The sequence below is a fragment of the Mesorhizobium sp. BR1-1-4 genome (assembly GCF_020165375.1).
GTDB classification, from domain to species: Bacteria; Pseudomonadota; Alphaproteobacteria; order Rhizobiales; family Rhizobiaceae; genus Mesorhizobium; species Mesorhizobium australicum.
Map to the genome: position 1 here is coordinate 26,087 of NZ_JAIUIB010000016.1, position 26,926 is coordinate 53,012.

The 26,926-nt window shown below is 65.8% G+C and carries 23 protein-coding genes and 1 tRNA gene; 20 read left to right on the plus strand and 4 right to left on the minus strand.

Translation table 11 applies throughout. The features are described 5' to 3' along the window. Positions 1–104 precede the first annotated feature (104 nt). The 11 genes from LB571_RS27420 (at position 105) to LB571_RS27470 (ending at position 11,065) form a co-directional block, all read left to right on the plus strand. Positions 105–797 carry a glutathione S-transferase family protein gene (locus tag LB571_RS27420; RefSeq protein WP_015314714.1) on the plus strand — a complete coding sequence of 231 codons (693 nt, stop codon included), beginning with the start codon at positions 105–107 and terminating at the stop codon, positions 795–797. Beyond that, a complete protein-coding gene (queG, locus tag LB571_RS27425) occupies positions 778–1,932 on the plus strand; it encodes a tRNA epoxyqueuosine(34) reductase QueG (RefSeq protein WP_224599522.1) in 1,155 nt (384 codons plus the stop codon). The genes LB571_RS27420 and queG overlap by 20 nt, the downstream gene beginning before the upstream one ends. Continuing rightward, on the plus strand, positions 1,929–2,837 hold the full coding sequence (locus tag LB571_RS27430) for an SDR family oxidoreductase (RefSeq protein ID WP_140788852.1): 909 nt from the start codon (positions 1,929–1,931) through the stop codon (positions 2,835–2,837). Before queG ends, LB571_RS27430 begins: the two co-directional genes overlap by 4 nt. A gap of 64 nt (positions 2,838–2,901) precedes the next feature. Further along, complete coding sequence (gene mepA, locus LB571_RS27435; protein ID WP_224599524.1) at positions 2,902–3,987, plus strand: penicillin-insensitive murein endopeptidase; 1,086 nt, start codon at positions 2,902–2,904, stop codon at positions 3,985–3,987. Positions 3,988–4,169: 182 nt separating this feature from the next. Then, positions 4,170–5,216: a glucokinase gene (locus LB571_RS27440; protein WP_224599526.1), complete on the plus strand. Its 1,047-nt coding sequence runs from the start codon at positions 4,170–4,172 to the stop codon at positions 5,214–5,216. Positions 5,217–5,293: 77 nt separating this feature from the next. After that, complete coding sequence (locus tag LB571_RS27445; protein WP_224599528.1) at positions 5,294–7,153, plus strand: ABC transporter ATP-binding protein; 1,860 nt, start codon at positions 5,294–5,296, stop codon at positions 7,151–7,153. Continuing rightward, on the plus strand, positions 7,150–7,989 hold the full coding sequence (gene dapB, locus LB571_RS27450; RefSeq protein WP_224599530.1) for a 4-hydroxy-tetrahydrodipicolinate reductase: 840 nt from the start codon (positions 7,150–7,152) through the stop codon (positions 7,987–7,989). Before LB571_RS27445 ends, dapB begins: the two co-directional genes overlap by 4 nt. A gap of 87 nt (positions 7,990–8,076) precedes the next feature. Then, entirely contained in the window at positions 8,077–8,697 is a 621-nt protein-coding gene (locus LB571_RS27455) for a 2,3-bisphosphoglycerate-dependent phosphoglycerate mutase (RefSeq protein WP_140619831.1), read from the plus strand. Between the two features lie 73 nt (positions 8,698–8,770). After that, a tRNA-Leu gene (locus LB571_RS27460) sits at positions 8,771–8,855 on the plus strand. A gap of 151 nt (positions 8,856–9,006) precedes the next feature. After that, entirely contained in the window at positions 9,007–10,686 is a 1,680-nt protein-coding gene (locus tag LB571_RS27465; protein WP_224599531.1) for an FAD-dependent oxidoreductase, read from the plus strand. 70 nt (positions 10,687–10,756) lie between these two features. Further along, positions 10,757–11,065, plus strand: coding sequence for a UBP-type zinc finger domain-containing protein (locus LB571_RS27470; RefSeq protein WP_095773379.1), 309 nt, complete (start codon positions 10,757–10,759; stop codon positions 11,063–11,065). A gap of 39 nt (positions 11,066–11,104) precedes the next feature. Here the strand turns inward: LB571_RS27470 and LB571_RS27475 are convergent, their stop codons facing one another. Further along, complete coding sequence (locus tag LB571_RS27475) at positions 11,105–11,281, minus strand: hypothetical protein (protein WP_224599533.1); 177 nt, start codon at positions 11,279–11,281, stop codon at positions 11,105–11,107. Between the two features lie 97 nt (positions 11,282–11,378). Next, positions 11,379–13,379: a BTAD domain-containing putative transcriptional regulator gene (locus tag LB571_RS27480; RefSeq protein ID WP_224599536.1), complete on the minus strand. Its 2,001-nt coding sequence runs from the start codon at positions 13,377–13,379 to the stop codon at positions 11,379–11,381. Positions 13,380–13,564: 185 nt separating this feature from the next. On the opposite strand from LB571_RS27480, the gene cysK reads away from it, so the two are divergent. From cysK to LB571_RS27495, 3 genes are read left to right on the plus strand one after another with little or no spacing between them, the layout of a single operon-like run. After that, positions 13,565–14,653: a cysteine synthase A gene (gene cysK / locus LB571_RS27485; RefSeq protein ID WP_224599538.1), complete on the plus strand. Its 1,089-nt coding sequence runs from the start codon at positions 13,565–13,567 to the stop codon at positions 14,651–14,653. Between the two features lie 12 nt (positions 14,654–14,665). After that, positions 14,666–16,153 (plus strand): pyridoxal phosphate-dependent decarboxylase family protein, encoded by a 1,488-nt coding sequence (locus LB571_RS27490; protein ID WP_224599539.1) that lies wholly within the window; start codon positions 14,666–14,668, stop codon positions 16,151–16,153. A 49-nt stretch (positions 16,154–16,202) separates the two neighbouring features. Beyond that, positions 16,203–16,559, plus strand: a complete 357-nt coding sequence (locus LB571_RS27495; protein WP_015314700.1) for a hypothetical protein — start codon at positions 16,203–16,205, stop codon at positions 16,557–16,559. 32 nt (positions 16,560–16,591) lie between these two features. On the opposite strand, the gene LB571_RS27500 is transcribed toward LB571_RS27495, so the two are convergent. Next, complete coding sequence (locus tag LB571_RS27500) at positions 16,592–18,112, minus strand: winged helix-turn-helix domain-containing tetratricopeptide repeat protein (RefSeq protein WP_224599541.1); 1,521 nt, start codon at positions 18,110–18,112, stop codon at positions 16,592–16,594. A 235-nt stretch (positions 18,113–18,347) separates the two neighbouring features. Between LB571_RS27500 and LB571_RS27505 the strand changes: the two genes are divergently transcribed. The 6 genes from LB571_RS27505 (at position 18,348) to LB571_RS27530 (ending at position 25,156) form a co-directional block, all read left to right on the plus strand. Then, entirely contained in the window at positions 18,348–18,584 is a 237-nt protein-coding gene (locus LB571_RS27505; protein ID WP_015314698.1) for a DUF1127 domain-containing protein, read from the plus strand. Between the two features lie 117 nt (positions 18,585–18,701). Next, positions 18,702–19,073 (plus strand): hypothetical protein, encoded by a 372-nt coding sequence (locus LB571_RS27510; protein WP_140824613.1) that lies wholly within the window; start codon positions 18,702–18,704, stop codon positions 19,071–19,073. 171 nt (positions 19,074–19,244) lie between these two features. Continuing rightward, entirely contained in the window at positions 19,245–19,871 is a 627-nt protein-coding gene (locus LB571_RS27515; protein ID WP_015314696.1) for a CDGSH iron-sulfur domain-containing protein, read from the plus strand. Between the two features lie 124 nt (positions 19,872–19,995). After that, positions 19,996–22,038, plus strand: a complete 2,043-nt coding sequence (locus tag LB571_RS27520) for a hydantoinase/oxoprolinase family protein (RefSeq protein ID WP_224599543.1) — start codon at positions 19,996–19,998, stop codon at positions 22,036–22,038. A gap of 136 nt (positions 22,039–22,174) precedes the next feature. Beyond that, positions 22,175–24,358 (plus strand): malate synthase G, encoded by a 2,184-nt coding sequence (locus LB571_RS27525; protein ID WP_224599545.1) that lies wholly within the window; start codon positions 22,175–22,177, stop codon positions 24,356–24,358. A gap of 177 nt (positions 24,359–24,535) precedes the next feature. Beyond that, positions 24,536–25,156 (plus strand): class I SAM-dependent methyltransferase, encoded by a 621-nt coding sequence (locus LB571_RS27530; protein WP_140619811.1) that lies wholly within the window; start codon positions 24,536–24,538, stop codon positions 25,154–25,156. 25 nt (positions 25,157–25,181) lie between these two features. On the opposite strand, the gene LB571_RS27535 is transcribed toward LB571_RS27530, so the two are convergent. Beyond that, the gene (locus tag LB571_RS27535; protein ID WP_224599546.1) at positions 25,182–26,714 is read right to left on the minus strand and encodes a YifB family Mg chelatase-like AAA ATPase; all 1,533 of its coding nucleotides are present in this window, start codon (positions 26,712–26,714) and stop codon (positions 25,182–25,184) included. Positions 26,715–26,926: the final 212 nt, after the last annotated feature.

The window sequence follows — 26,926 nt, forward strand, 5'->3', positions numbered from 1 at the left end:
CGATTCGCCAGTGTGGCAATCCGGAATTCGCCATACCTGGAACGAGCGCGACGCGCGAATTCCGGATTCTGAACGACACCAGTGCGCTTTATCATCGCGGAACCATGCTGACGCTTTTCCACCATCCCATGTTCGCTACCTGCCGCTTCGTCCGCCTCGCCTTTGGCGAGTATGGCGAGGAGCTGGCGCTGATCGAGGAAAAGCCGTGGACGCGGCGCAAGGAGTTCCTGGCGCTGAACCCGGCCGGCACACTGCCGATCCTGCTGGCCGAAGGTGACGTGCCGATCATCGGCGCGACGGTGATTTCCGAATATCTCGACGAGACGCGCGGCGTGCTCAAGCGCGACAAGCGGCTGTTCGCCGAGGACCCGATGCAGCGCGCCGAAATCCGCCGGCTGATCGACTGGTATCTCAACAAGGCCGAAAGCGAAGTGACGCGCCATCTGGTGCGCGAACGCGTGCTGAAGCCGGTGATGCCGGAAACGGCGGGCGGCGGCTCGCCCGATTCAGGCGCCATCCGCGCCGCGCGCGCCAACATCCGCCAGCACATGAAATACACCAACTGGCTGGCGGGCACCCGTCATTGGCTGGCCGGCGGCAGGGTCACCTATGCCGATCTGGCGGCCGCCGCGACGCTGTCGGTGCTCGACTATCTCGGCGAGATTGACTGGCGCGAACACCCCGCCGCGCGCGAATGGTACACGCGGGTGAAGTCGCGGCCCTCCTTCCGGCCGCTCCTGACCGACCGCGTGCGCGGCCTGTCACCGGTATCGCACTATGCGGATCTCGACTTCTGACGCGTCGAAACTGCGCGCGCTGATCGACGCGGAGGCGCGGCGCGCCGGCTTCGACGCGGTCGCCGTCACCACCCCGGATGCCATCCCGCTGGCGCCGGCGCGCCTGGCCGAATTCGTCGCCGACGGCTTTCACGGCTCGATGGACTGGATCGCCGAGACGATTGCGCGCCGCGGCGAGCCATCCACGCTGTGGCCCGACGTGCGCTCGATCATCGTGCTGGCGATGAATTACGGGCCGGACCATGATCCGCGCGACGTGCTGGCCAGGCGCGATCGCGGCGCGATCTCGGTCTACGCGAAAAACCGCGACTATCACGAGGTCATGAAGGGCCGGCTGAAGGAGATCGCCGGCAAGATCGTCGCGCGCGCCGGCGGCGACGTGAAGGTCTTCGTCGACACGGCGCCCGTGATGGAAAAGCCGTTGGCGGAAGCAGCGGGGCTGGGTTGGCAAGGCAAGCACACCAACCTGGTCAGCCGCGAGCACGGCTCCTGGCTGTTCCTTGGCACCATCTTCACCACGGCCGAACTGGAACCGGACAAGCCCGAGATCGACCATTGCGGCTCCTGCCGCGCCTGCCTCGACGCCTGCCCGACCGACGCGTTCCCCGCGCCCTACAGGCTCGATGCGCGGCGCTGCATCTCCTATCTCACCATCGAGAACAAGGGGCCGATCCCGCATGAATTTCGGGAAAAGATCGGCAACCGCATCTATGGCTGCGACGACTGCCTCGCCGCCTGTCCTTGGAACAAATTCGCCCGCACCGCGTCCGAGGCCAAGCTCGCCGCGCGCGACGATCTGCGCGAGCCGCCGCTCGCCGATCTCTTGGCCCTCGATGATGCTGGCTTCCGCGCCTTCTTCTCCGGTTCGCCGATCAAACGCATCGGCCGCGACCGTTTCGTCCGCAACGTGCTGATCGCCGCCGGCAATTCCGGCGACGGCGCGCTTGCCGGCGTCGTCCGGGACCTGCTCGGCGATGCTTCTCCCCTGGTGCGGGGCGCGGCAATATGGGCGCTGGCGCGGCTGGTGCCGGAAACCGAATATGCCGAACGGGCCGCGAACGGCTTGAACAGTGAGGACGACGCGGCGGTGCGCGAGGAATGGCGCCTGGCGCGGCCAAACAGGGCACATGCATGAGCGGAAAACAGGTCTTCATTTTCGGTGCCGGTTATTCCGGAAAGGCATTTGCCCGCGCCAATAGGGGAACCGCCAGCATCTTCGGCACGACACGCTCCGAGGAAAAATTCGAAGCGCTGCGCCAGGCCGGCATCGTCCCACTGCTGTTCGACGGCAAGTTGACGAACGAAATCGGCGCTGCGCTGGAGAAAACCACGCATCTGGTGGTTTCGGTCGGTCCGGAAGAAGCCGGCGATCCGGTGTTGAATGCCGCTCGCCAGGCAATCGCAGGGATGCCGGCGCTGGAATGGATAGGCTATCTCTCGACCGTTGGCGTCTATGGGGATCATGGCGGCGCCTGGGTCGACGAGACGGCCGCCTGCCGGCCGGTGTCGAAGCGCTCGGTCATGCGGGTCGAGGCCGAGCGGGCCTGGCAGAGGCTTGGCGAGGACATCGGGCGCCCAGTGGCGATCCTGCGGCTGTCCGGCATTTACGGTCCCGGCCGCAACGCGCTGGTCAATCTGGAGAACGGCACTGCCAGGCGGCTGGTCAAGCCGGACCAGGTGTTCAACCGCATCCATTGCGACGACATATCAGGCGCGCTGTGGCATCTGATCAGCGGCAATAGAGGCGGCATCTTCAACGTCACCGACGATGAGCCGGCGCCGCCGCAGGATGTCGTCGCCTACGCCGCACATCTGATGAGCGTTGAGCCGCCGCCCGAAATTCCCTTCGACAGCGCCCAACTTTCGCCCATGGCGCGATCCTTCTATGGCGAGAACAAGCGGGTCGCCAATGCGGCGATCAAGGCGGCGGGCTATCGGTTTCGCTTTCCCGACTATCGCGCCGCTTTCGACCATATGTGGGCAAGCGGCGACTGGCGTGACGGTGCGCCGCGCAGCCCGATGAGGGGCGTGAAGGGATAGGATGATCGAAGCGTGGCGCTTGGCGTGGTATGATTCGGCGATTGCAGGCACGGGGGTGCGGTTCATGAAATCATCGATGCGGTCGCTTTGCCCCAGAAATGCGGTATTGGCTGCAGCACTGGCTCTGGCAGGCCTGGCCGCGCAGCCGGCAGCGGCCGAGGAGCGGGCGAAAGACCTGTTCGGCGCCGAGAAGCTGCCGACGGCCACCGCCCCGCAATCCTTTGGCTTCTATTCCAAGGGCTGTTTTGCCGGCGGCGTCGCCATTCCCATGGATGGTCCGACCTGGCAGGTGATGCGGCCTTCGCGCAACCGCCGCTGGGGCCATCCGGCGATGATCGCGCTGATCGAGAGATTGTCGCGCGACGCCGTCGCCGACGGTTGGCCGGGCCTGTTGATCGGCGACATCGCGCAGCCACGCGGCGGCCCGATGCTATCAGGTCATGCCTCGCACCAGATCGGGCTCGACGCCGACATCTGGCTGACGCCGATGCCCGACCGCACCATGACCAGGGCGCAGCGCGAGACCATGAGCGCCACCTTGATGGTCGACGACAAGACGCATCTTGTGAAGGACGCGCTGTGGACGCCGGCGCACACGCGGCTTTTGAAGCGCGCGGCGAGCTATCCGGAGGTCGAGCGCATCCTGGTCAATCCCGGCATCAAGAAAAAGCTCTGCGACACGGTCAGGGGTGACCGCTCGTGGCTACGCAAGATCAGGCCGTTCTGGGGCCACGACTACCATTTCCACATGCGCATCGGCTGCCAGCCGGGCTCGCCCAATTGCAAGGCGCAGGAAGCAACGCCGGAGGATGATGGCTGCGGCAAGCCGCTGGCCTGGTGGTTCACGCAGGAGCCGTGGCGGCCGAACAAGAACCCGGATGCGCCCAAGGCACGTGACCTGATGACGATGGCCAACCTGCCCAAGGAATGCCGCGCGGTGCTCGACGTGCCGGGGCCTGCCTCGGCCGAGGCCGCGACCTATCACGGCGACGCCGTGCCGGTCGCGGTGGCGGTGCCTGAGCCGGAAGCGCCGTCGCTGCCCGCCGTCACGGCAAGCGGCACCGCCGGCCTGCCAAGCGCGGTGAACGCCTTCACCGCGACGCCCGAGGTCGGCGTACCGGTGCCGCGGCCACGGCCGCCAGCGAAGTGATTGGCGCGCCACCCGCAGGCTCAATCGGTTTAGCCCCCGTTTTCATGAAACAGTGGCCGTTTGGCCGCAGAACCTCTCCCTGCGCGCCACCAGGCCCGAAAACCGTTTCCCTTTTCAAACTCATGCGCTAGTCAACGCAGGAACGGCGAATGCCGTCGCGGGCGCCGGGGACGGACGAGAGCATGCCAAGCACGGGCGATGACGAGACTTTGCTGCGGTTTCCGATCCTGATCGGCGATATCGGCGGCACCAATGCGCGGTTTTCGATCGTGCTCGACGCCAATTCCGAGGCCGGCGAGCCGATCATCGTCCAGACCGCCAATTACAACACCATCGACGAGGCGATCCAGGCGGCGGTGCTCGACCGCTCGTCGGTCCGGCCAAATTCGGCGGTGCTGGCCGTGGCCGGCCCGGTCGACGGCGATGAGATCGAGCTCACCAACTGTCCCTGGGTGGTCAAGCCGAGGCAGATGTTCGCCAATCTTGGGCTGAGCGACATCGTCGTGCTCAACGATTTCGAGGCGCAGGCGCTGGCCGTCGTGGCGCTTGGCGAAGAGCATATGGAAAAGATCGGCGGCGGCACGCCGGAGCCCAATGCCGGCCGCGTCGTGCTTGGCCCCGGGACCGGGCTCGGTGTCGCCGGGCTGGTCCACGCGCTGCATCACTGGATCCCGGTGCCCGGCGAAGGCGGCCATATGGACATCGGACCGCGCACGCCGCGCGATTTCGAGGTCTTCCCGCATATCGAGAAGCTCGAGGGCCGCATTTCGGGCGAACAGATCCTGTGCGGGCGCGGTCTCGTCAACGTCTACCGGGCGGTGGCCAAGGCGGATGGAAAGCCGTCGCCCTTCACCACGCCGGCCGAAGTCACCGGTGCGGCGCTGGCCAAGACCGATCCGGTGGCGCAGGAAGCCCTCGAGACCTTCGTCACCTGCCTCGGCCGCACCGCCGGCGACCTGGCGCTGGTGTTCATGAGCAGGGGCGGCGTGTTCCTAACCGGCGGCATCGCGCAAAAGATCGTGCCGGCGCTGAAGCAAGGCAATTTCCGCGCCGCCTTCGAGGACAAGGCGCCGCACAGCGCGCTGATGCGCACCATGCCGGTCTATGTCATCACCCATCCGCTGGCTGCCCTTCTCGGCCTTGCCGCCTATGCCAGGAACCCCTCGCTGTTCGGCGTCCAGACATCGGGCCGGCGCTGGCGCGACGAAGTTAGTCACCCCAAGGCATAGGCAAGCCGGCTGCTTGGCGGTAATAGGGGTGCCGAATTGCCCGGCCACGGGAAGCGAAACCGACAAAGCCCTCTGATTTGACACTTCAAACTCCAAACAAGCTGAAAGCCCGGCCCGGCGAGGTCACAGCGGTGCTGCGCCGCATTCTCGCTGAGAACAGCCACGACTATCGCTGGACCTATGTGATGGTCATCACCTGCTCGCTGATCGTTTCGGGCACGACCGCCTTCACGGCCTGGATCATGGCCCCGATGGTCAACCAGATCTTCTACGAACGGCGTGGCGACGCGATCGTGTGGATATGCGCAGGCTTCATGGCGGCCTTCCTGCTGCGCGGCTTTGCCGGCTATGGCCAGGCGGTGGCGCTGGCCAAGATCGGCAACAATCTGGTGGCGCGCTACCAGAAGCGCATTTTCGATCACCTGATGAAGCTCGGCGTCGGCTTCTTCAATGATACACGCTCCGGCCGGCTGGCGGCGCAGGTCAACGAAAACGTCGGCGGCATCCGCGACCTCCTGTCGTTGACGCTGACCTCGATCACCCGCGACGCGGTGACGCTGATCGGCCTGCTCGGCGTCATGGTCTACCAGGATCCGGTCCTGTCGCTCAGTTCGCTGCTGATCGGACCGCCGCTGATCTGGGCCGTCGTCTACCTCACCCGTCGCGTGCGGCGCATTACCCGCGAATCCGTGCTGATCAATTCGCGCCTGATCGGCGCCGTGCAGGAAGCCACGCAAGGCATCGCCATCGTCAAGGCCTTCACCATGGAGGACGAACTGTCCGGCCGCATCGGCAAGCTCGCCAGCGACGCCGAACAGCGCTCGAACAAGATTGCCCGCGTCTCCGAACGGCTGTCGCCGATTTCCGACATGCTGGCCGGCTTCGCCGTCACCTCCGTCATCGCCTATTCCGGTTATCGGGCTCTGGTTCTCGGGCAGCCGCCTGGCGCGGTCTTCTCCTTCATCACGGCGCTGATCCTGGCCTATGATCCGGCGCGCCGCCTGGCACGCATGCAGGTCGGCATGGAACGGGCTCTGGTCAATGCACGCATGATCTACGAACTGCTCGACCTCGAGCCGAAGCAGGGCGACGCGCCTGGCGCCACCAAGGCAAACTTCACCACGGGCGAAGTGCGCTTCAACAACGTGTCCTTCCGCTATGTCGAGGAGACGCCTGTCCTTCAGGACCTCAGCTTTGTCGCCGCCGCCGGCAAGATGACCGCCGTCATCGGCGCCTCCGGTGCCGGCAAGACCACACTGGTGGCGCTGCTGCAGCGCTTCTACGACGTCGAGAGCGGTACGATCGAGATCGATGGCCAGGACATTTCCAAGGTCACCAAACAGTCGCTGCGCGGCTCGATAGCCTATGTCTCGCAGGCGCCCTATCTGTTCGAGGGCACCATCCGCGACAACATCCGCTATGGCCGCCCCTCGGCCACCGATGCCGAGATCGAACAGGCCGCGCGACTGGCGGCGGCCGACGAGTTCATCCGCCAGCAGCCGCAAGGGTATGACACGCCGGTCGGCGAGAATGGCGCCACGCTCTCCGGCGGCCAGCGCCAGCGCGTGTCGATTGCCCGCGCCATTGTGCGCCAGGCGCCGATCCTGCTGCTCGACGAGGCGACATCGGCGCTCGACAACGAGGCGGAAGCGCGCGTCCAGCAGGCGCTCACCAAGGTCATGGAAGGGCGCACCACCATCGTCATAGCGCACCGCCTGTCCACCGTGGTCAATGCCGACCACATCATCGTGCTGGAACAGGGCCATCTGGTCGAAGAGGGCACGCATGCCTCGCTGATGGCCGACCCGCACAGCGTCTATGCCCGTTTCCACCGGATACAGGGCGTCAAGGGCCTGGGGCTTGTCGACGACAGCGCCCCGGCCGAAACTTCGGTTCAGGAACTAGAGACCCAGGACATCGCCGGGAGCACGCCATGAGCGAGACCACATCAGGCGAGCCGGCCGGCGATATGGGCCTTGTGGTGGTCGGCGCGGCCGGCCGCATGGGCCAGACGCTGATCCGCGCCATCCACGCCATTCCGGGCGCCCGCGTCATCGGCGCGGTCGAGCGCCCGGATTCGCCTCACCTGGGCAAGGATGCGGGGGAACTCGCCGGCGTCGGCCGCATCGACGTGGCGATCGGCAGCGATCCGTTGCCGGTCTTCGCCAGGGCCGACGGCGTGCTCGATTTCACCACCCCGGCCTCGACGGTCGAGTTCGCCGGTTACGCGGCGCAGGCGCGCATCGTCCATGTCATCGGCACGACAGGCTGTTCGGCCGACGACAACGCGAAAATCGCTGCCGCCGCCCGCCACGCGACCATCGTCAAGTCTGGCAATATGAGCCTCGGCGTCAATCTGCTGGCGGTGCTGGTCGAACAGGCGGCACGCGCGCTCGGCGCCGACGATTTCGACATCGAGATCCTCGAAATGCACCACAGGCACAAGGTCGACGCGCCTTCGGGCACGGCGCTTCTGCTCGGCGAAGCGGCCGCCGCCGGGCGCGGCATCGCGCTGGCCGGCAATGATGTGCGTTCGCGCGACGGCCATACGGGTGTGCGACAAACCGGCTCGATCGGTTTTGCCACGTTGCGCGGTGGCTCGGTGGTTGGCGACCACAGCGTGATCCTGGCCGGCACCGGCGAGCGCATCACGCTGTCGCACCATGCCGAGGACCGCGCCATCTTCGCCCGCGGTGCCGTCAAGGCCGCACTTTGGGCGCATGGCCAGAAGCCGGGACTGTATTCGATGCGGGACGTGCTTGGGCTTGCCTGAAACGACCCTGAACCATCTTCGTTCTTACGCAGGACGGAAAACCACTACACACTTTTCCTGGAATGCCCGGACCCCAGAGGAGCAAAAATGTCGAGAACCCTCGTGCTCGTGCGCCACGGCCAGAGCGAATGGAATCTGAAGAACCTGTTCACCGGCTGGCGCGACGTCGACCTGACGGAGCAGGGCCATGCCGAGGCCAAGGCCGCCGGCCAAAAACTCAAGGCGCGCGGCCTGAAGTTCGATATCGCCTTCACCTCGGCGCTGATCCGGGCACAAAAAACCTGCCAGCACATTCTCGACGCGGTCGGCCAGAGCGACTTGCAGACCGTTCGCGACCAGGCGCTGAACGAGCGCGACTATGGCGACCTCTCCGGCCTCAACAAGGACGACGCGCGCCAGAAATGGGGCGAGGAGCAGGTGCATGTCTGGCGCCGCTCCTATGATGTGCCGCCGCCCGCCGGCGAAAGCCTGAAGGACACCGGCGCCCGCGTCTGGCCCTATTACCTGCACGATCTGCAGCCGCATGTGCTGCGCGGCGGCACGGTGCTGGTCGCCGCCCACGGCAATTCGCTGCGCGCGCTGATCATGGCGCTGGACGGCAAGTCGGGCGAGGAGATCGTCAAGCTGGAACTCGGCACCGGCGTGCCGGTGATCTACCAGCTCAACGCCGATTCGACCGTGGCTTCGAAGGAAGTGCTGGAAGGCTAAGCCGGCAAGCGAGCAGCGGGTTTAAAAAAGCGCGTTGACAGCAATCGCTTGCCCGCTTATTGAGCCCGCACCAGCCCAGATGGCGGAATTGGTAGACGCGCACGGTTCAGGTCCGTGTTCCGCAAGGAGTGGAGGTTCGAGTCCTCTTCTGGGCACCAAATTCCCGTTTCGAACCATTCGATCGGTTCAGGAACCCTGAGAAAAAGCCCGGTTCGTCCGGGCTTTTTTCTTGCCCGATGACCTGCCCTCCTGGCCAGTCCCCGAACAAACCGCTTCAAACCGCGCGTCCCCTTCGCTACGCTCGCAATCATGTCTCAATCCAGCACCGCGATCTTCGGCGCCCGCCGCGACCAGGCTTTTCCCGTCCTCGCCGAGGCGGACATCGAGCGCATGCGCCGGTTCGGTGAGGCCAGCGCCTATGCCGCCGGCGAGCACATTTTCGAGGCCGGCGATGTGTCCCCGGGGCTGATCGTTGTCCTGTCGGGCAAGGTCGACATCACCCAGGACGGCAAATTTGGCCGACGCGAGACGATCGTCACGCATGGCCCGGGCAGCTTCGCCGGCGAGCTGGCGCAGCTTTCGGCCCGTCCGTCGCTGGTCAATGCGCAGGCGGCCGAGCCGGTCGAGGCGTTCGTCATCCCGTCGCAGCGACTGCGCGACCTGATGGTGCAGGAGGCCAATCTCGGCGAGCGCATCATGCGGGCGCTGATCCTGCGCCGCGTCGGGTTGCTCGAGAGTGGCACGATCGGTCCCATCATCGTCGGACCTGCCGACAATGGCGACGTCCTTCGCCTGCAAGGCTTTCTCGCCCGCAGCGGCCAGCCCCACCGCGTGCTCGATTCCAAAACCGATCCTTGCGCGAAGACGCTGTTCGAGCACTTCCAGGTCGATCCCCACCACCTGCCGGTCGTGCTGTGCCCGAATGGCAGGCTGCTGCTCAATCCGGCGGAGAAAGACCTCGCCCGCTGCATTGGCCTGCTGCGGCCGGTCGACGCCAGCAAGGTCTATGACGTCGCCATAGTCGGCGCCGGACCGGCCGGTCTGGCGGCGGCGGTCTACGCGGCCTCGGAAGGGCTGTCGACCATCGTGCTCGATTGCCGTGCCTTCGGCGGCCAGGCCGGCGCCTCAGCGCGCATCGAGAACTATCTCGGCTTCCCCACCGGCATTACCGGCATGGCGCTGATGGCGCGCGCCTACAACCAGGCGCAGAAATTCGGCGTCGAGATGGTCATCCCCGACGAGGTGAAGCTGCTCGGTGCCGCCACCGACGGTGCGCGCTATCAGCTCGCGGTCGGCGACGGCGAGACGGTGCGCACGCGCTCGGTGGTCATCGCCAGCGGCGCGCGCTATCGCCGCCTCGATGTCGCCAACCTCGCCGCGTTCGAGGGCACATCAGTGCATTATTGGGCCTCGCCCATCGAAGCACGGCTTTGCGGCGGCCAGGAAGTGGCGCTGGTCGGCGCCGGCAATTCGGCCGGTCAGGCGGCCGTCTACCTGGCCAGCCAGGTCAGGAAAGTGGTGCTGCTGGCGCGTGGCGGCAGCCTCGAGGCCTCGATGTCGCGTTACCTCGTCGAGCGCATCAGGGCGCAGCCGAACATCGAGGTGCTGACCGGCGCCGAAATCGAGGCGCTGGACGGCGAGGCAGGCAATCTCGCCACGGTACGCTGGCGCGACCGCTCGAGCGGCGCCTCGACGACGCGGCCGATCCGCCATCTCTTCCTGTTTATCGGCGCCGACCCGAACACCGATTGGCTCGCACAATCCGACGTGGCGCTGGATGCCAGGGGTTTCATCCGCACCGGATCGGACATAGCATCGGCTCATGGCGTGATGGAGACCAGCCGCAGCGGCGTGTTCGCCATCGGCGACGTGCGCTCCGGCTCGGTCAAACGCGTCGCGGCGGCTGTCGGCGAGGGCGCCCAGGTGGTGGCGGCGTTGCATGCATTTCTTGCGCGGGACGCCAGCCAGGCCGACGCGCCTCAAGTATGATCCCGAAAAGTGGGAAACCGGTTTTCGGAAAAGATCATGCTTCGAATGAGAGATAGGTCGGGAGAGTGTGATGGCGGATGAATGCAGACACGCCGCTGGGATCAAGGACGTAACGCCGAGCGCGCTCGGCTGCGAGGAGTGCCTGAAGAGCGGTTCGTGGTGGGTGCATCTGCGGCTCTGCCGCACCTGCGGCCATGTCGGCTGCTGCGACGACTCCCCCAACCGCCACGCCACCAAGCATTTTCACGCCACCAGCCATCCCGTCATAGAGGGTTACGACCCGCCGGAAGGCTGGGGCTGGTGCTACGTCGACGAGGTTTTTCTGGACCTCGGCGATCGCACCACCCCGCAGAACGGCCCGATCCCGCGCTTCTATTGAGTGCTTCGAAGAGCCGGAGAAAAGCGGGTTCGGCCTGCTTTATCGCACCGATCCGGTGACCGTGCGGTCAAGGTCGGGAACGGATTTGCGATCGTTGCCGGCAAGGGCGGCGATGATCAGCAGGCTGGCAACCACCGGCACGAACAGGATGGCGACGCGGGCTTGTACATAAAAAATAGCGCGCCATTCGCTGCGCTTCTCAGGGCTGTCGCTCATCATACTCACTTTGCAATCGACCCCCCGTAGGTCACATAGCCGTGAACGGTTAAACAACTCCTTCCGACTTCGTTAACGCAGGGTTCAAGCACGAAATTCAGCCGAGCCCGATCCGCCTGCCGCCTTGCCGGAACAACGCCTCGGCATCCGGCTCGAAGCGAAACGTGGCGATGAAATCGTCGGCGCGGTAGTCCGGCAGCGTCTTGCGGATGGCGGCGGCAAAGCCGCGCGCCTCGTCGAGCCGCCCCGCCAGTGCCAGGCAATGTGCCGCGATCGCCAGGATGATGGCGTGCGCGTTCGGCCGGGCGGCTGCCTTCAGCGCCCATCCGGCCGCCTCCTCGAACTGGCCGAGCCGGACGTGCGCCATGGCCCGCGCCCCCAGCATGCCGAACAGCAGCGGATCGAAAGGGCTGAGATGGCGCGAATGGTCGGAGGAGCCGATCGCCGCCCGCGGGTCGCCCGACTGCGAATGGACGAAGGACAGCGCATAATGGCCGAGCGCGAAATTGGGGCTGAGTTTGACCGCCTGTTCCAGTTCGCCGAGCGCGCCGTCCTGTTCGCCGCGCAGCCACAGCGCCCGCCCCATCGCCCAGTGCGCGGCCGGATTGTGGTCATCGACCAGCAAGCTCTGCCCGGCACTCTCGAAGGCCAGCGCGCTTTCGCGATCGCGGTCGCCCCAGCGCTGGAAGGCGTTCTGCCAATGGGTGAAGGACAGGCCGGCATAGGCGCGGGCGAAGGTCGGATCAAGCCGCAGGGCGCTGGCAAAGAAGTGCCGTGCCGTTTCGTTCTCGGCCTGCGTGAAACGGTACATGTGCCAGAGGCCACGGTGGTAGGCCTCCCAGGCATTGAGCGAGTTGGGAGCCTTGAGCAGGGCGCGGTTGCGTTCGACCGTCTCGATCTCGGCCGAGATCGACGACACGATGCTGTCGCCAATGTCGTCGAGCACGGCGAAGATGTCGTCCGGACGGCGCTCGAAGGTCTCGGCCCAGACGATCCTGGCCGTGCGCACCTCGACGAGTTCGACGCTGACGATCAGGCGGCCGGCCATGCTGCGCACCGTTCCCGTGGCGACATAGTCGACCTTCAGCCGGCGGCCCGCCTCCTCGGGCGCGATGGCTTCCTCGGCCAACGCAAACACCGACCCGCGCGCGATGACGAAGAAATCCCGCAGCTTGGCCAGCCGGGTGATGATGTCGTGTGTGAAACCGTCGGCCGGTCCGCCGCGCGCCTCTCCGGCAAACGGCATCACCGCCAGCGAAGCGTGGCTCGGCTCGGCGGTCTCGGCGACGGTCGGCCCGGCCACCGGCTGCGACACCATGGACAAGCCGGCCGGCCGCTCGCGGATCGCTTGCCAGGCCGCGCGCAGCGGCGCGAAATCCAGTTCTTCCGACCCGAACAGCTGCTCGGCCGCCGCCAGATGTTGCTCGGCCGCGCCGACGGCGCCACGCCGCGCCAGACCGGCCAGCAGCGCCCGGTGCGCGCGCTCCTCGAACGGCGACAGTTCCAGCCATCTGTCGAGATGAGCGACCGCTTCGTCGCAATCCGCCGGCAGGGTTTCGACGAGTCTTTCCAGCACGGCCACGTGCCAGGCACCGAAGCGACGGCGTTGTGCCGTCAGCCAGCTGTTGAAAAGCGGGCTTCGCTCGAGCTCCAGGCCGTCAAGGAACTCGCCGGCGAACAATTTCGCCAGCGCCCGCAGGCGCTCGACACCAAGCGTTGCGATGCCTTCGAAGCCGGCGCGGCTGACCTCCAGCGCATCGACAGGGCAATCCTCGAGATCGAGCGCCACCGTATCGCCTTGTGTGACGACCCGACCCCGTTCCGGCCCGTCCAGAGCGGTGCGCAACTTACTCAGGCACCAGCGCAGCTCGCCACGCGGATCGTTGGGCACATCCCACAAAAGCTCGCACAGGCGGGAGCGGCCGACGGGGTGCGGCGCCAGCGCCAGATAACCCAACAGCGCCCGCAGCTTGCGCGAGCCCGGCAGGGTGGCTGGCACTTGGTCGCGTGTGATCGCCAGCGGTCCGAGCAGGCGCACGGACGGGGCCGTTGCCCTGCCGTCCCGCCTCGCCTGTGCGGTTTCCACGTCGGTTTCCACGCCTGCTCCCACGCTGGCCTGTCGGCCCCTTGTGTATCACCAAAAGCGACAAGGCGCATCCAGTGGCGGTCATTGCCGCATCGCCGGAACGTCGGTCTTAGCGCGGCAAGGTCTCGAAACCTCGCCGCCCAGGCCGCCGGTTTGTAACCGGCCCGTGAAGATGAACAGGATCGAGGAGATCAACGATGTTGAACAAACAAAAAATCAGGAGCACCGCAGGGCGCGGCCGCCTGTTCGATAGCATCCTGGACACCGTCGGCGACACGCCGGTTGTGCGCATCAACAATCTCGCACCGGCGCATGCGACCATCTACGTCAAGGCCGAGTTCTTCAACCCGGGCGCCTCGGTGAAGGATCGGCTGGCGCTCAACATCATCGAAGAGGGCGAACGCAGCGGCGCGCTGAAGCCCGGCCAGACCGTGGTCGAGGCGACCAGCGGCAACACCGGCATCGGGCTTGCCATGGTCTGCGCGCAGAAAGGCTATCCGTTGGTCGTCACCATGGCCGACAGCTTTTCCGTCGAGCGCCGCAAGCTGATGCGCATGCTGGGCGCCAAGGTGGTGCTGACGCCACGCGCCGAAAAAGGTTTTGGCATGTACAAGAAGGCGGTCGAACTGGCCGAGGCCAATGGCTGGTTCCTTGCCCGCCAGTTCGAGACGGCCGCCAATGCCGCCATCCACGAGTCGACGACCGCGCGCGAAATCATCAACGATTTCGCCGGCTCGCGGCTCGACTGCTTCGTCACCGGCTATGGCACCGGCGGCACGGTCGTCGGCGTGGCGCGGGTCTTGCGCCGCGAACGGCCCGATGTCCGCATCGTGCTCTCCGAGCCGGCCAATGCGCAACTGGTCGGCAGCGGCAAGGCGCAGCAGCGGGGGGCCGGCGGCGCCCCTGCCGCCAGCCACCCGGCCTTCGAGCCGCATCCCGTCCAGGGCTGGACGCCGGACTTCATCCCCAACGTGCTGCAGGAGGCGATCGACGCCAGCCTCTATGACGAGGTGATGCCGATCGCCGGGCCAGAAGGCATCAAATGGGCTCGGGCGCTGGCCCAGAAGGAAGGCATCTTCACCGGCATTTCCGGCGGCGCCACCTTCGCCGTGGCGCGCCAGGTCGCGGAGAAGGCGCCGCCCGGATCGGTGATCCTGTGCATGCTGCCCGACACGGGGGAGCGCTACATGTCGACACCGCTTTTCGACGGCATCGAGGTCGAGATGGACGCCGACGAAATGGCCCTGTCGCGCTCGACGCCCGGCTGCCAGTTTCCGGCGGCTTGACGGGAGGCTGTCATGGACATCGCGCAGGAAAGCCTCGGCATGGCGGCCGAGGAAACGCTTGACCCCACCGACTGGGCCGATGTGCAGGCCTTCTCGCATCGAATCATCGACGATGCGGTAGACTACCTGCGTGAGGTGCGCGAGCGCCCCGTTTGGCGGGAGATGCCCGGCGAGGTGCGGGATCTTTTCACCGCACCCCTGCCGCACTCGCCGACGCCGCTTGCCGTCGTCTATGGCGAGGTCTCCCGCACCGTGATGTCCTATCCGATGGGCAACATCCATCCACGGTTCTGGTCGTGGTATATGGGGTCCAGCAACTTCACCGGCGCGCTCGGCGATTTCCTCGCGGCGATCCAGGGCTCCAACCTCGGTGGCGGCAACCATGCCGCCGGACTGATGGACGGCCAGGTGGTGAACTGGTGCAAGCAGATGCTGGGCTTTCCAGACTCGGCCTCCGGCACGCTGGTCAGCGGCGGCTCGATGGCCAACATCATCGGGCTGACGGTGGCGCGCAACGTCAAGGCCGGCGTCGACGTGCGCGAGCACGGCGTTTCAGCCATCGAGAAGCCGCTGCGCTTCTATGGCTCGGACCAGATCCATTCCTGCCACCGCAAGGCGATGGAAGCGCTGGGCCTCGGCAATCGGGCGCTGCGCCGCATCCCGACAGATGCCGGGCTGCGGATCAATATCGACGCCTTGCGCGCGGCGATCGTCGAAGACCGGGCCGCCGGCTTCAAACCGGCCTGCGTCGTCGGCAATGCCGGCACGGTCAACACTGGGGCGATCGACGACCTGCGGGCGCTTGCCAAACTCGCTCACGAGGAAGGCCTCTGGTTCCATGTCGATGGCTGCATCGGCGCGCTGATCGCCATCGCCCCGCAAAACGCCCACCGCGTCGCCGGCATCGAATGGGCCGATTCGGTCGCGCTCGATCCCCACAAATGGCTGCATTCGCCCTTCGAGGTCGGCTGTGCCCTGGTCAGGGATGCCGCCGCGCACCGCCGGACCTTCGCGGTGACGCCGGAATATCTGGAATCGACGCCGCGCGGCCTCGCTTCCGGCGAATGGCTGCACGATTATGGTCTGCAGACGTCGCGCGGCTTTCGTGCCTTGAAAGTGTGGATGGCACTGAAGGAACATGGCGTCGAAAAATTCGGCCGCCTGATCGACCAGAACATCGCGCAGGTCTCCTATCTGGCCGGGCTGATCGAGGCCGAGCCTTCGCTGGAGCTTGCGGCGGCGCCGACCATCAACATCGTCTGCTTCCGCTATCAGCCCGGTTTGGCGGGCGAAGCGCTGAAGGCGCTCAACACCGAGATCATGTTGCGGCTGCAGGAGCAAGGCATCGCTGCACTCTCCGACACCACCGTGCATGGCGGGCACTGGCTGCGTGTGGCGATCACCAACCATCGCACCCGACGCGACGATCTCGATCTGCTGGCGCGTGAAGTGGTGAGGCTGGGACGTGAGATCACCGCGCAGGGCCACGTGTCTTCCTAGTTCCGGGCCGCCGTGCGAACCTGCCCGCGGTGATTCGGGGAGGTCGGCGGTGACGCTGTTTCGCATGCTTGCGCTGGCGGCACTGGTCCTGGCCAATTCGGCCGAGGCCGCCGACATGGCCTTTTTCGTCAAGAACCTGCGCAAGGAGGGGGTCGCGGTCGAGCTGTTCAGCCGCGATCGCGAGACCGTCTGGCCGGGCAACGACAAGGTGTTCCTTGTCGATCCGGGCTCGCAGAAATCAGTGCCGATCTCCTGCAATCAGGGCGAACGCATCTGCTATGGCGCCTGGGTCGATGGCAACGACAAGATTTCCGCCGGCGTCGGGCCAGACAACGACCAGCCTTGCGATACCTGCTGCTTCATCTGCGTGGAGCACACGACCGAAACCATCGACCTGGTGCCGTAGCGGCGCTTCGGTGCAGGAGCCACCCCGGCGCGTCAGTCGGGAAGGCCGGCCTTCCCAAAGCCATCGAGGAAGTGCTCGCGCGTCGCGTCGTCGCGGAAGGGCTCCGTCCAGACCCAATGGCGGGTCGTGAAATGCGGATTGCCGACGAGGAACAGTTCCACCTCCGTGCGCGCCTCCTCGAGCCGGCCAAGTTGCGCAAGGCTTGCCGCCAGGAAGCGGCGTGAGCTGGTGCGGTAGGTCTCGTCCCGGCGCAGCGTCTCGACGGCGCCTGCGTAGTCGCGCGCCGCATATTGCGCCTGGCCGAGTGTCAGATAGTACCAGCTCGGTGGAAACGGGTTCAGCCGGAACGCCTTGCGGATTTGCTCCAGGGCCTCCCCGACCCGCCCGGCCAGGGTCGTTATGTCGGACAATGTCGCCCAGGCATCGGCCTCGTTCGGGTCGAGTTCGAACGCCCTGGCGAATTCGGCCTCCGACTCGGCGAACTCATGCTCATAGGCAAGCAAATTGCCGAGCACCCAGTGGCACCCGGCATCGTTGGGATCGATCGCGACCGCCTTGCGCGCCAGCTCCAGGGCAATGCGGCGGTTAGGGTCGATCGGCTCGCCCCAATGCACCCATCCCATCCAGTGGTTCATGGCAAGCCAGCGATAGGCCTCGGCGTAGTGGGGATCGAGCGCAACCGCGCGCGTCAGCATCAGATGCGCTTCCCGTGCGGTCTGCGGCGAATCATCGATCAGCTTGCGCGCCCGCACGCACAGGTCGTAGGCGTCGAGATTGGTGGGCCGGTTGCGTGGCGGCGGTGCGCGCAGCCGGCCGAGCAATGCCTCCACGATCTTGGCGGTCACCTCGTCCTGGACGGCAAAGATATCGTCCAGGCCGCGGTCGAAGCGTTCCGCCCATAGATGGTCGCCGCTGGCCGCGTCGACCAGCTGCGCGTTGATGCGCACCCGCCCCGCATCGCGCCGCGCGCTGCCCTCCAGCAGATAACGAACGCCGAGTTCCCTGGCGATCTCGCGCACGTCCATTGCCTTTCCCTTGTAGGCAAAAGTCGAATTGCGCGCGATGACGAACAGGCCGGAGATCCTGGACAGGTCGGTGATCAGGTCTTCGGTCAAGCCGTCGCAGAAAGAGTCCTGCCCGGCATCGTTGCTGAAATTGACGAAGGGCAGCACCGCTATCGAAGGCTTGTCCGGCAGCGGCAAGGGTTTCGGCTTGGCGCCGGCGAGCTGTTCGACGGCCCCCGTGAAACGATAGCCGACGCGCGGAACGGTCGTGATCCATTCCCCGCCCCCTTCACCCACAATGCCAGGCGGGCCGAGCAGCTTGCGTAGCTGCGCGATCTGGACGGTGAGGTTGCCTTCCTCGACGGCCGTGCCCGGCCACGCCGCGTCCATCAGTTCGGCTTTTCCCAAGATTTCGCCGGGTTTTGCGACGAGCGCCGCAAGCAGCTTTAGCCCCCGATAGCCAACGGCAACGGGATCGTCGTTCCGAAGCAGCGTTCCCGCACCCGGATCAAGCACGAACGGACCAAAGGCGAAGCGCTCTCCCTGCATTGGCGCATCTATAGACAATTCCGGGAAAAGTGCGAAGCGGTTTCGCCAGGAAACGCGGGGCTAGCCCTCCCGAGAGTGGCGTCAAAACAAACAGTTAGCGCAAGTTTGGAACTTTTGAGAACTATTTGGGAGGGCTTAATTACGGCGCCGCTCGTATCCTGCAGAATTCAATCTCTTTCCGGGTGAGGTCCACGGTTCCCAACGGTGTGGGCCGCCAAACCCAATGGAGGTTGCCATGAACAATACAATCGCATCGGTCCAGCATCGGGCAGTGCGGCCGGGTGTGCCCGTCCAACGATCGTCGCATCCGCGCTCCCTGCGAAGCATGGTGGCAAGCTGGCGCGAGCGGACACGCTTTCGCTGGGACCTCAAGCGAATGTCCGAGGTCAGTCCGCATCTGATCGACGATATTGGCCTGACGCAATTGCAGGCCAAGGCTGAGATCGCCAAGCTGCCATTCTGGCAGCGCTAAGGCGAAATGCCGCGACGATCTGGAAACAATCGCCGGCATCATCCCTTTAGCGGCCGGCCGTGTCGTGCCATGATCCCCTATCGGCCGTGGGGGCCGATTCTACATCGGGGGTTTTCCATGTCGTTCACATTCGCGCGCCGGCTCGCCGCCGCGTTTTCGCTTGCCGTCCTGTCTGCATCGGCCGCCCAGGCCGGCGACGTCACCTTCGCTGTCAAGAACAGCCATCCCAACGCCATGCGTCTGGAACTCTATAGCCAGGACCGCGACTATGTCTGGCCTGGCAGTGGCAAGGATTTCTATCTCGACGACGGCGAGACCAAGCAGCTGCCGATTTCCTGCAACGAAGGCGAATCGATCTGCTACGGCGCCTGGGTCGATGGCGATGAGGGCACCTATTGGGGCGTCGGCCCCGGCAACAAGGAAAAATGCGAGGATTGCTGCTACACCTGCAGCGGCGGCGAAACCGAGGAGATCGATCTGGTCCCCTGACCGGTTGCCCGCTTGACGGTTTTCCTGTTCGAGCCATAGCTTGGCCATGCATGCCGCCCAAAATCGGTTCCGGTTTCGGCGCGACGACATGCACCGAAACAAGACCATACCAAGGGTACGCCGCGCCTGTGCATTCAGGCGCGGCGTACTCCAGGCAACAGGAGCACCGCGATGGCCGGCACAGTCGAGGGCGAAAAAATCGACGTCGGGTTTTCCGGCAAGCGCTGCATCCATTCGCGCAATTGCGTGCTCGGCGACCCGCATGTCTTCGTGCCCAACGCGCCGGGCCAGTGGATCCATCCCGAGGCGGCCAGCGTCGAGAAGATCGTCGCACTGGCCGAGAACTGCCCCTCGGGCGCGATCACCTATGCGCGCAAGGATGGCGGCCCGCCGGAAAAGCCGCCCGTGGTCAACACCGTGCGGCTGCGCGAAAACGGCCCGCTGGCGGTGCATGCCGAGATCGTGCTTGGCGCCGAGACGTTTTTCCGCGCCACGCTTTGCCGCTGCGGCGCCTCCCAGAACAAGCCGTTCTGCGACAACAGCCATATCAAGGCGGGCTTTGCCGCCACCGGAGAACCGGCGCTGAAGGACACGCCGGCGCTGGAGGTCCGCGACGGACCGCTGCAGGCGACGCCGACCACGAACGGCCCGCTCAAGCTCGAAGGCAATGTCGAGATCGTCACCGGCACCGGCCACACGATCGACCGCACCACAAAGGTCTTCCTGTGCCGCTGCGGCCACTCGGCCAACAAGCCGTTCTGCGATGGCAGCCACAAGAAGGTTGGGTTTGTGGGATAGATGGGTAGCCGATCTCCCCCACGAGGGGGGAGATCGCTTGTGGCCTATCTCTCCCGGCTTTATCCGCAAGCCGGTATCGGCTAAGGGCAGGCAACCAAACAATCTGCCCGGACTTTCGCCCAAAATGACCGCCAAGACCAAGTCTGCCCCTCTCTTCCTCGGCATCGACACCGGCGGCACCTACACCGATGCCGTGTTGTGGTCCGAGACCGAAGGTCCACGGGAGGGGCCGAACAAGGGCAAGGTGCTGGCCAAGGCCAAGGCGCTGACCACGCGGCATGATCTGGCCGTCGGCATTTCGGGCGCTGTCGATGCGGTGCTGGAAAAGGCGGGCACCAATCCGGCCGATATCAAACTGGTCTCGATGTCGACGACGCTCGCCACCAATGCGCTGGTCGAGGGCCAGGGCGGCCGCGTGGCGCTGGTCATGATCGGCTTTTCCGAGGCCGATCTTGCCCGCGACGGCTTGAAGACGGCACTCGGCACCGACCCGGTGGTGTTTTGTGCGGGCGGTCATGATGTGCATGGCAATGCCGCCAAGCTCGACCTGTCCGGGCTGGAGGCGATGCTGCCGGAACTCGGCATGTCGGTGTCCGGCTTTGCCGTTTGTGCCTATTTCGCCACCCGCAATCCGGCGCATGAGATCGTCGCCCGCGAGCTGATCCGCGACAGGACCGGCCTCCCGGTTACGGCGAGCCATGAGCTGTCGGCCAAGCTCGGCGGTCCGCGCCGGGCGCTCACCACGCTGCTCAATGCCAGGCTGATCTCGATGATCGATCGGCTGGTGGCGGCGACCGAGGGGTTCCTTCAGGCCCGCAACATCGCCGCTCCCTTGATGGTGGTGCGCGGCGATGGCGCGCTGGTTTCGGCGGCATTTGCCCGCCAGCGGCCGATCGAGACGATCCTCTCCGGCCCCGCCGCCAGCCTGGTTGGCGCCCGCCACATGACCGGGCTCGACAACGCGGTGGTCTCCGACATTGGCGGCACCACCACCGACGTGGCGGTCCTCGATGGCGGCCGGCCGCGGCTCGATCCGGAAGGCGCCACCGTCGGCGGTTTCCGCACCATGGTCGAGGCGGTCGCGATGCGCACTTTCGGCCTCGGCGGCGATTCCGAAGTGATGCTGGAGGATGGCGCGCTCAATCCGAAAATCCTGCTCGGGCCGCGCCGCCTGGTGCCGCTGGCGCTGTCCGGCATGGCGCATGGCGAGGCGGTGACGGCGGAACTCGAACGCCAGTTGCGCGCGCCCAACACCGGCCGCATGGATGGCCGCTTCGCGGTCCGCACCGGCGTGCCGGACAGGCTTGCCGCGGGGCTGACCGCCCCGGAGGCAAAGCTCTACGAAGCGATCGGCGCGACGCCGCTTGCCCTCGACAGGCTGCTGACCTCGAATGCCCAGAATGCCACGCTGAACCGGCTGGTCTCGCGCGGGCTGGTCCATATCTCGGGCTTCACCCCGTCGGACGCCGCGCACGTGCTTGGCAAACAGGCGAACTGGGATGCCGCCTCCGCCCGCCTTGGCGCCGAACTGTTCGCCCGCAAGCGCGACGGCCGTGGCCAGGCGATCGCGGCCTCGCCGGAAGTGATCTCTGAACGGGTGCTCTTGACCCTGACGCGCTGGTCGGCCGAATACATCCTGGAAACCGCTTTTGCCGAGGACGGGCTCGACGGCGCGGCGACGGTGGCGCACGCGCTGGTGCAGCGCGCCGTCGACGCTCACCCCGGCATCGCCCGCCTCAGCGTCGCGCTCGACCGGCCGGTCATCGGGCTCGGCGCTTCGGCGCCGTTGCACTATGCCGGCCTGGCGCCCTTGGTGGGCAATGACTGCGTCGTGCCCCGGGATACCGACGTCGCCAACGCGCTCGGCGCCGTCGTCGGCCAGGTCAGGGTTTCGGCGGAGGCCCGCGTCAGCCAACCCAAGGAAGGCCTGTTCCGGCTTGCCTCGGGTGAGATGGTGCGCGATTTCCTCGACGAGGCGGCGGCGATCGCGGCCGCCGAGGCCGATGTCCGGGCAATTGTCGCCCAGCGGGCTCTCGATGCCGGTACCGACAGCGCCGAGATCGATGTGGCGACGGAGTTCCGGGTCTCGACTGTCGAAGCGCAGCGCATGTTCATCGAAGCGCATATCGTGGCGGTGGCCTCGGGCAGGCCGAGGATCGCGGTTTGAGGAAGAAGAGCCATCTCCGCCCTCCTCGGGGAGATTGGCCAACCGCCCAAAATGCCCCACCTACACCCTAAGCTGAATTGACCCTGCACCCCTGACATGCCAAACGCCCGCAAAGCCTTTCATCTGGAGTAGCCTGATGACCGATCGCATCGAGATCGCCGGATTGCGCATTGCCCGCGAGCTGCATGACTTCGTCGTCGACCAAGCTTTGCCCGGCCTCGACATCGAAGCGGCGCGTTTCTGGGACGGGTTCTCGGTCATCGTCCATGATCTGGCACCTAAGAACCGGGCGCTGCTGGCAAAACGCGATGCCATGCAGGAAAAGCTCGATGGCTGGTATCGCGACAATGGCGCGCCCATCGACATGAACGCTTACAAGGCGTTCCTGAAGGAGATCGGTTATCTCGTGCCGGAAGGGCCGGCCTTCAGCGTCTCGACCGACAATGTCGACCCGGAAATCGCGGTCGTGGCCGGACCGCAGCTGGTGGTGCCGGTGATGAATGCGCGCTATGCGCTCAACGCCGCCAATGCACGCTGGGGCTCGCTCTATGACGCGCTCTATGGCACCGACGCCATCCCCGAAACGGATGGCGCTGAGAAGGGCAAGGGCTTCAACCCGGCGCGCGGCGCCAAGGTCATCGCCTGGGCCAAGGACTTTCTCGACCAGTCGGTGCCGCTCACCTCTGGCAAATGGGCAGGGGTCAACGGCCTGTCGATTGCCAACGCCGCCCTGAAGCTCAGCGCCGGCGCCGGCTCGACGACGCTGGCCGATCCCAGGCAATTCATCGGCTATCGCGGCGACGCCGCCAATCCGCAAGCCGTGCTCCTGGTGAAAAATGGGCTGCATGTCGAGATCGTCATCGACCGCGACAATCAGATCGGCCGCACCGATCCGGCTGGCATTGCCGACGTCATCCTGGAATCGGCGCTGACCACCATCCAGGACTGCGAAGATTCGGTCGCGGCCGTGGATGCCGAGGACAAGGTCGTCGTCTACCGCAATTGGCTCGGCCTGATGAAGGGCGACCTCACCGAAGAAATCAGCAAGGGCGGCAAGAGTTTCGTCCGCAAGCTCAACCCCGACCGCGCCTACATCGCCCCTGCCGGCGGCACGGTGACCGTGCCTGGCCGCTCGTTGATGCTGGTGCGCAATGTCGGCCACCTGATGACCAATCCGGCCATCCTGGACCGCGACGGCAACGAGGTGCCGGAAGGCATCATGGACGCGGCGATGACGGCCCTGATCGCGCTGCACGATGTCGGGCCGAAGGGACGGCGGATGAACTCTCGCGCCGGCTCGATGTATGTCGTGAAACCCAAGATGCATGGCCCGGAGGAAGTCGCCTTCGCCGTCGAGATGTTCGATCGTGTCGAAGCCCTGCTCGGCATGGCCCAGAACACCATCAAGATGGGCATCATGGACGAGGAGCGGCGCACCACAATCAACCTCAAGGAAGCGATCCGCGCCGCGAGGGAGCGCGTGGTGTTCATCAACACCGGCTTCCTCGACCGCACCGGCGACGAGATCCACACCTCGATGGAAGCCGGCCCGATGATCCGCAAGGGTGACATGAAGCAGGCCGCCTGGATTTCCGCCTATGAGGCCTGGAACGTCGACACGGGCTTGGAATGCGGGCTCGCCGGCCACGCCCAGATCGGCAAGGGCATGTGGGCGATGCCCGACTTGATGGCCGCGATGCTGGCCGAGAAGATCGCCCACCCCAAGGCCGGCGCCAACACCGCCTGGGTGCCATCGCCAACGGCGGCGACGCTGCACGCCACGCACTATCACAAGGTCGATGTCCATGCGGTCCAGGCGGCGCTGAAGAGCCGGCCCAAGGCCAAGCTCGACGACATATTGTCCGTGCCGGTGGCCGTGCGGCCGAACTGGACGCCCGACGAGATCCAGCGCGAACTCGACAACAATGCCCAAGGCATTCTGGGCTATGTCGTGCGCTGGATCGACCAGGGCGTCGGCTGCTCCAAGGTTCCCGACATCAACGATGTCGGCCTGATGGAAGACCGCGCCACGCTGCGCATTTCCTCGCAGCACATCGCCAACTGGCTGCGCCACAAGGTCTGCTCGGAAATCCAGGTAATGGATTCCTTGCGGCGCATGGCGGCAATTGTCGATCTGCAAAATGTCGGCGACCCGCTCTACCGGCCGATGGCCGCCGACTTCGACGCTTCCATCGCCTTCCAGGCCGCCTGCGACCTGGTGTTCAAGGGAACAAGCCAGCCCAACGGCTACACCGAGCCTGTGCTGCACAAGCGCAGGCTGGAGTTGAAGGCCCGTCAAGGTAGGGCGATGCCACGTTGAAAGGGTTTGGAGCGCCGACTGGATGTCGCCGGTCCGCGTAGTCGGCCATCGAGCGGCGAAGACGGCGGCGTCAGCCCCAGCGGCAATGTCGTGCCGAAGGCGGCAGGCTCTTATGGCTGGATACGGTTCCTTTGCTTTTTTCAGTTAGTGCTGGCTGGAAGGCTCGGGAGCATTGGCATGGCCAACACGATGGCGATCGAAAAGAAACTGTTGAATTCCGTCCATGACCGGGCGGTTTTCCAGCGCCGCGTGCGCATCCTGTCCGACCGGCTGGCCGACGAACTGGGCCCGGCCGGCACCGTTCTCGATCTTGGCTGCGGCGACGGCTCCATCGCCAAGGCGATCATGGAAAAAAAGCCGGGGCTGACGTTTCGCGGCATCGACGTGCTGATCAGGCCGCAAACCCATATCCCGGTAGAACTGTTCGATGGCAGCACCATTCCCGCCGCGAATGGCTCCTATGACTGGGTGACGATTGTCGATGTGCTGCATCATGCCGACCACCCGGGCCATCTCGTGCGCGAGGCGGCCCGCGTGGCGCGCAAGGGCGTTGTCATCAAGGATCACCTGCGCGAAGGCTTCGCGGCCTACCAGACGCTTCGTTTCATGGATTGGGTGGGCAACAAGGGGCACAATGTGCGCCTGCCTTACAACTATCTCTCCAAGGCCGAGTGGGACGCCATTTTTGCCGCCGCGGGTATCACACCCCGCACCTGGCGTGAGAAGCTGTCGCTCTATCCGTTCCCGGCCAGCGTGTTTTTCGACCGTCGCCTGCATTTCATCGGGACCTTGCGATAGATAACCGGAGCTGCGCGGAACGCGGCTACGCCGCCTGCGCCATACGCTCCGAACTCATGCGATAGGAAATCGCTTCGGCCAGATGGATGCGGCCGACACATTCGCTGGCGTCGAGGTCGGCGAGCGTGCGCGCCACTTTGAGCACCCGGTGGTAGGCCCGCGCCGAAAAGGCGAGTTTTTCGCTGGCATCCTTGAGCAGCGACAGGCCTGCGGCGTCCGGCATGGCGATCGTCTCGATGACGGCAGGAGAACAATGCGCGTTGGTGGTGGCGCTGTTGACGCCGAGCCGCTCGAAACGCTCGCGCTGGATGGTGCGGGCACGTGCCACGCGCGACGCCACGTCGGCGCTCTTTTCCGCTCGATCCGGCCGGATCAGGTCGCTGGCCGAGACCGCCGGCACTTCGATCCTGAGATCGATGCGGTCGAGCAGCGGACCTGAAATGCGCGCCTGGTAATCGGTGCGGCAACGATCGCCGCGCAGGCAGCGATAACCCGGTTCGCCGGCCATGCCGCAGCGGCACGGGTTCATCGCCGCCACCAGCTGGATGCGGGCCGGATAGGTGACGCGATGGTTGGCCCGTGCGATCATGCAGTCGCCGGTTTCAAGCGGCTGGCGCAGCGCATCGAGCGTCTGCGGCGTGAATTCGGGGAACTCGTCGAGGAACAGCACGCCGTGATGAGCGAGCGACACCTCGCCCGGCCGCGCGCGCAGGCCGCCCCCCACCATCGCCGCCATCGAGGCCGAATGGTGCGGGGCGCGGAACGGCCGCCGGTCGGTCAGCTTGCCTTCGCCGAGCTCGCCGGCCACCGAGGCGATCATCGAGACTTCGAGCAGTTCCTTCGGCGCCAGTGGCGGCAGGATCGACGGCAGGCGCTGCGCCAGCATCGATTTGCCTGAGCCTGGCGGACCGATCATGAGCAGATTGTGTCCGCCGGCGGCCGCCACTTCCAGCGCCCGCTTCGCCGTCTCCTGGCCCTTGATGTCGGCAAGGTCGGGCAGGTCGCGCGCCGCCGCGCGGATGCCGGCCTCCGGGCGCGACAGCACCTGTGTGCCGCGGAAATGATTGGCGATCGCAATCAGGCTGCGGGGCGCGAGAATGTCGAATTCCCGCCCCGCCCAGGCCGCTTCCGGCCCGCAAGCGAAGGGACAGATCAGCCCTTTGCCTTCGGCATTGGCGCCGATCGCCGCCGGCAAGGCACCGGCAACGGCGGTGATCGTACCGTCGAGCGACAGCTCGCCCAGCACGACATAGCCAGCCAGCATGTCGCCCGGAATGGCGCCAAGGGCTGCCATCAAGCCGAGCGCGATCGGCAGATCGTAGTGGCTGCCTTCCTTCGGCAGATCGGCGGGCGCCAGGTTGACGGTCACCTTCTTCGACGGCATCGACAGGCCCGACGCATGCAATGCCGCCTGCACCCGCTCGCGGCTTTCCGCCACCGCCTTGTCTGGCAGGCCGACGATATGCATGTTGACCTTGCCGGGCGCGATCATCACCTGCACGTCGACCGGCACCGCCTCGATGCCCTGGAAAGCGACCGTACGAACCCGCGCCACCATTGTCTGCCCCCGATGCCGGCTCGCCCTTGCCCCTTAACGGGCCGCGAGCGACGTCAACGCAAGACAACCACAGATTTCAGCCCAGGGCAAGAACATTACAGGAACAAGTGAGGTGAGCGCATGGAGCGACTACTGGCTGGTGCATTCCGAAAGCCGCCGCAACACGCCTAAGATCAAGCTGTTCCGAGATTGGGTCCCAGACGGCTGACGTC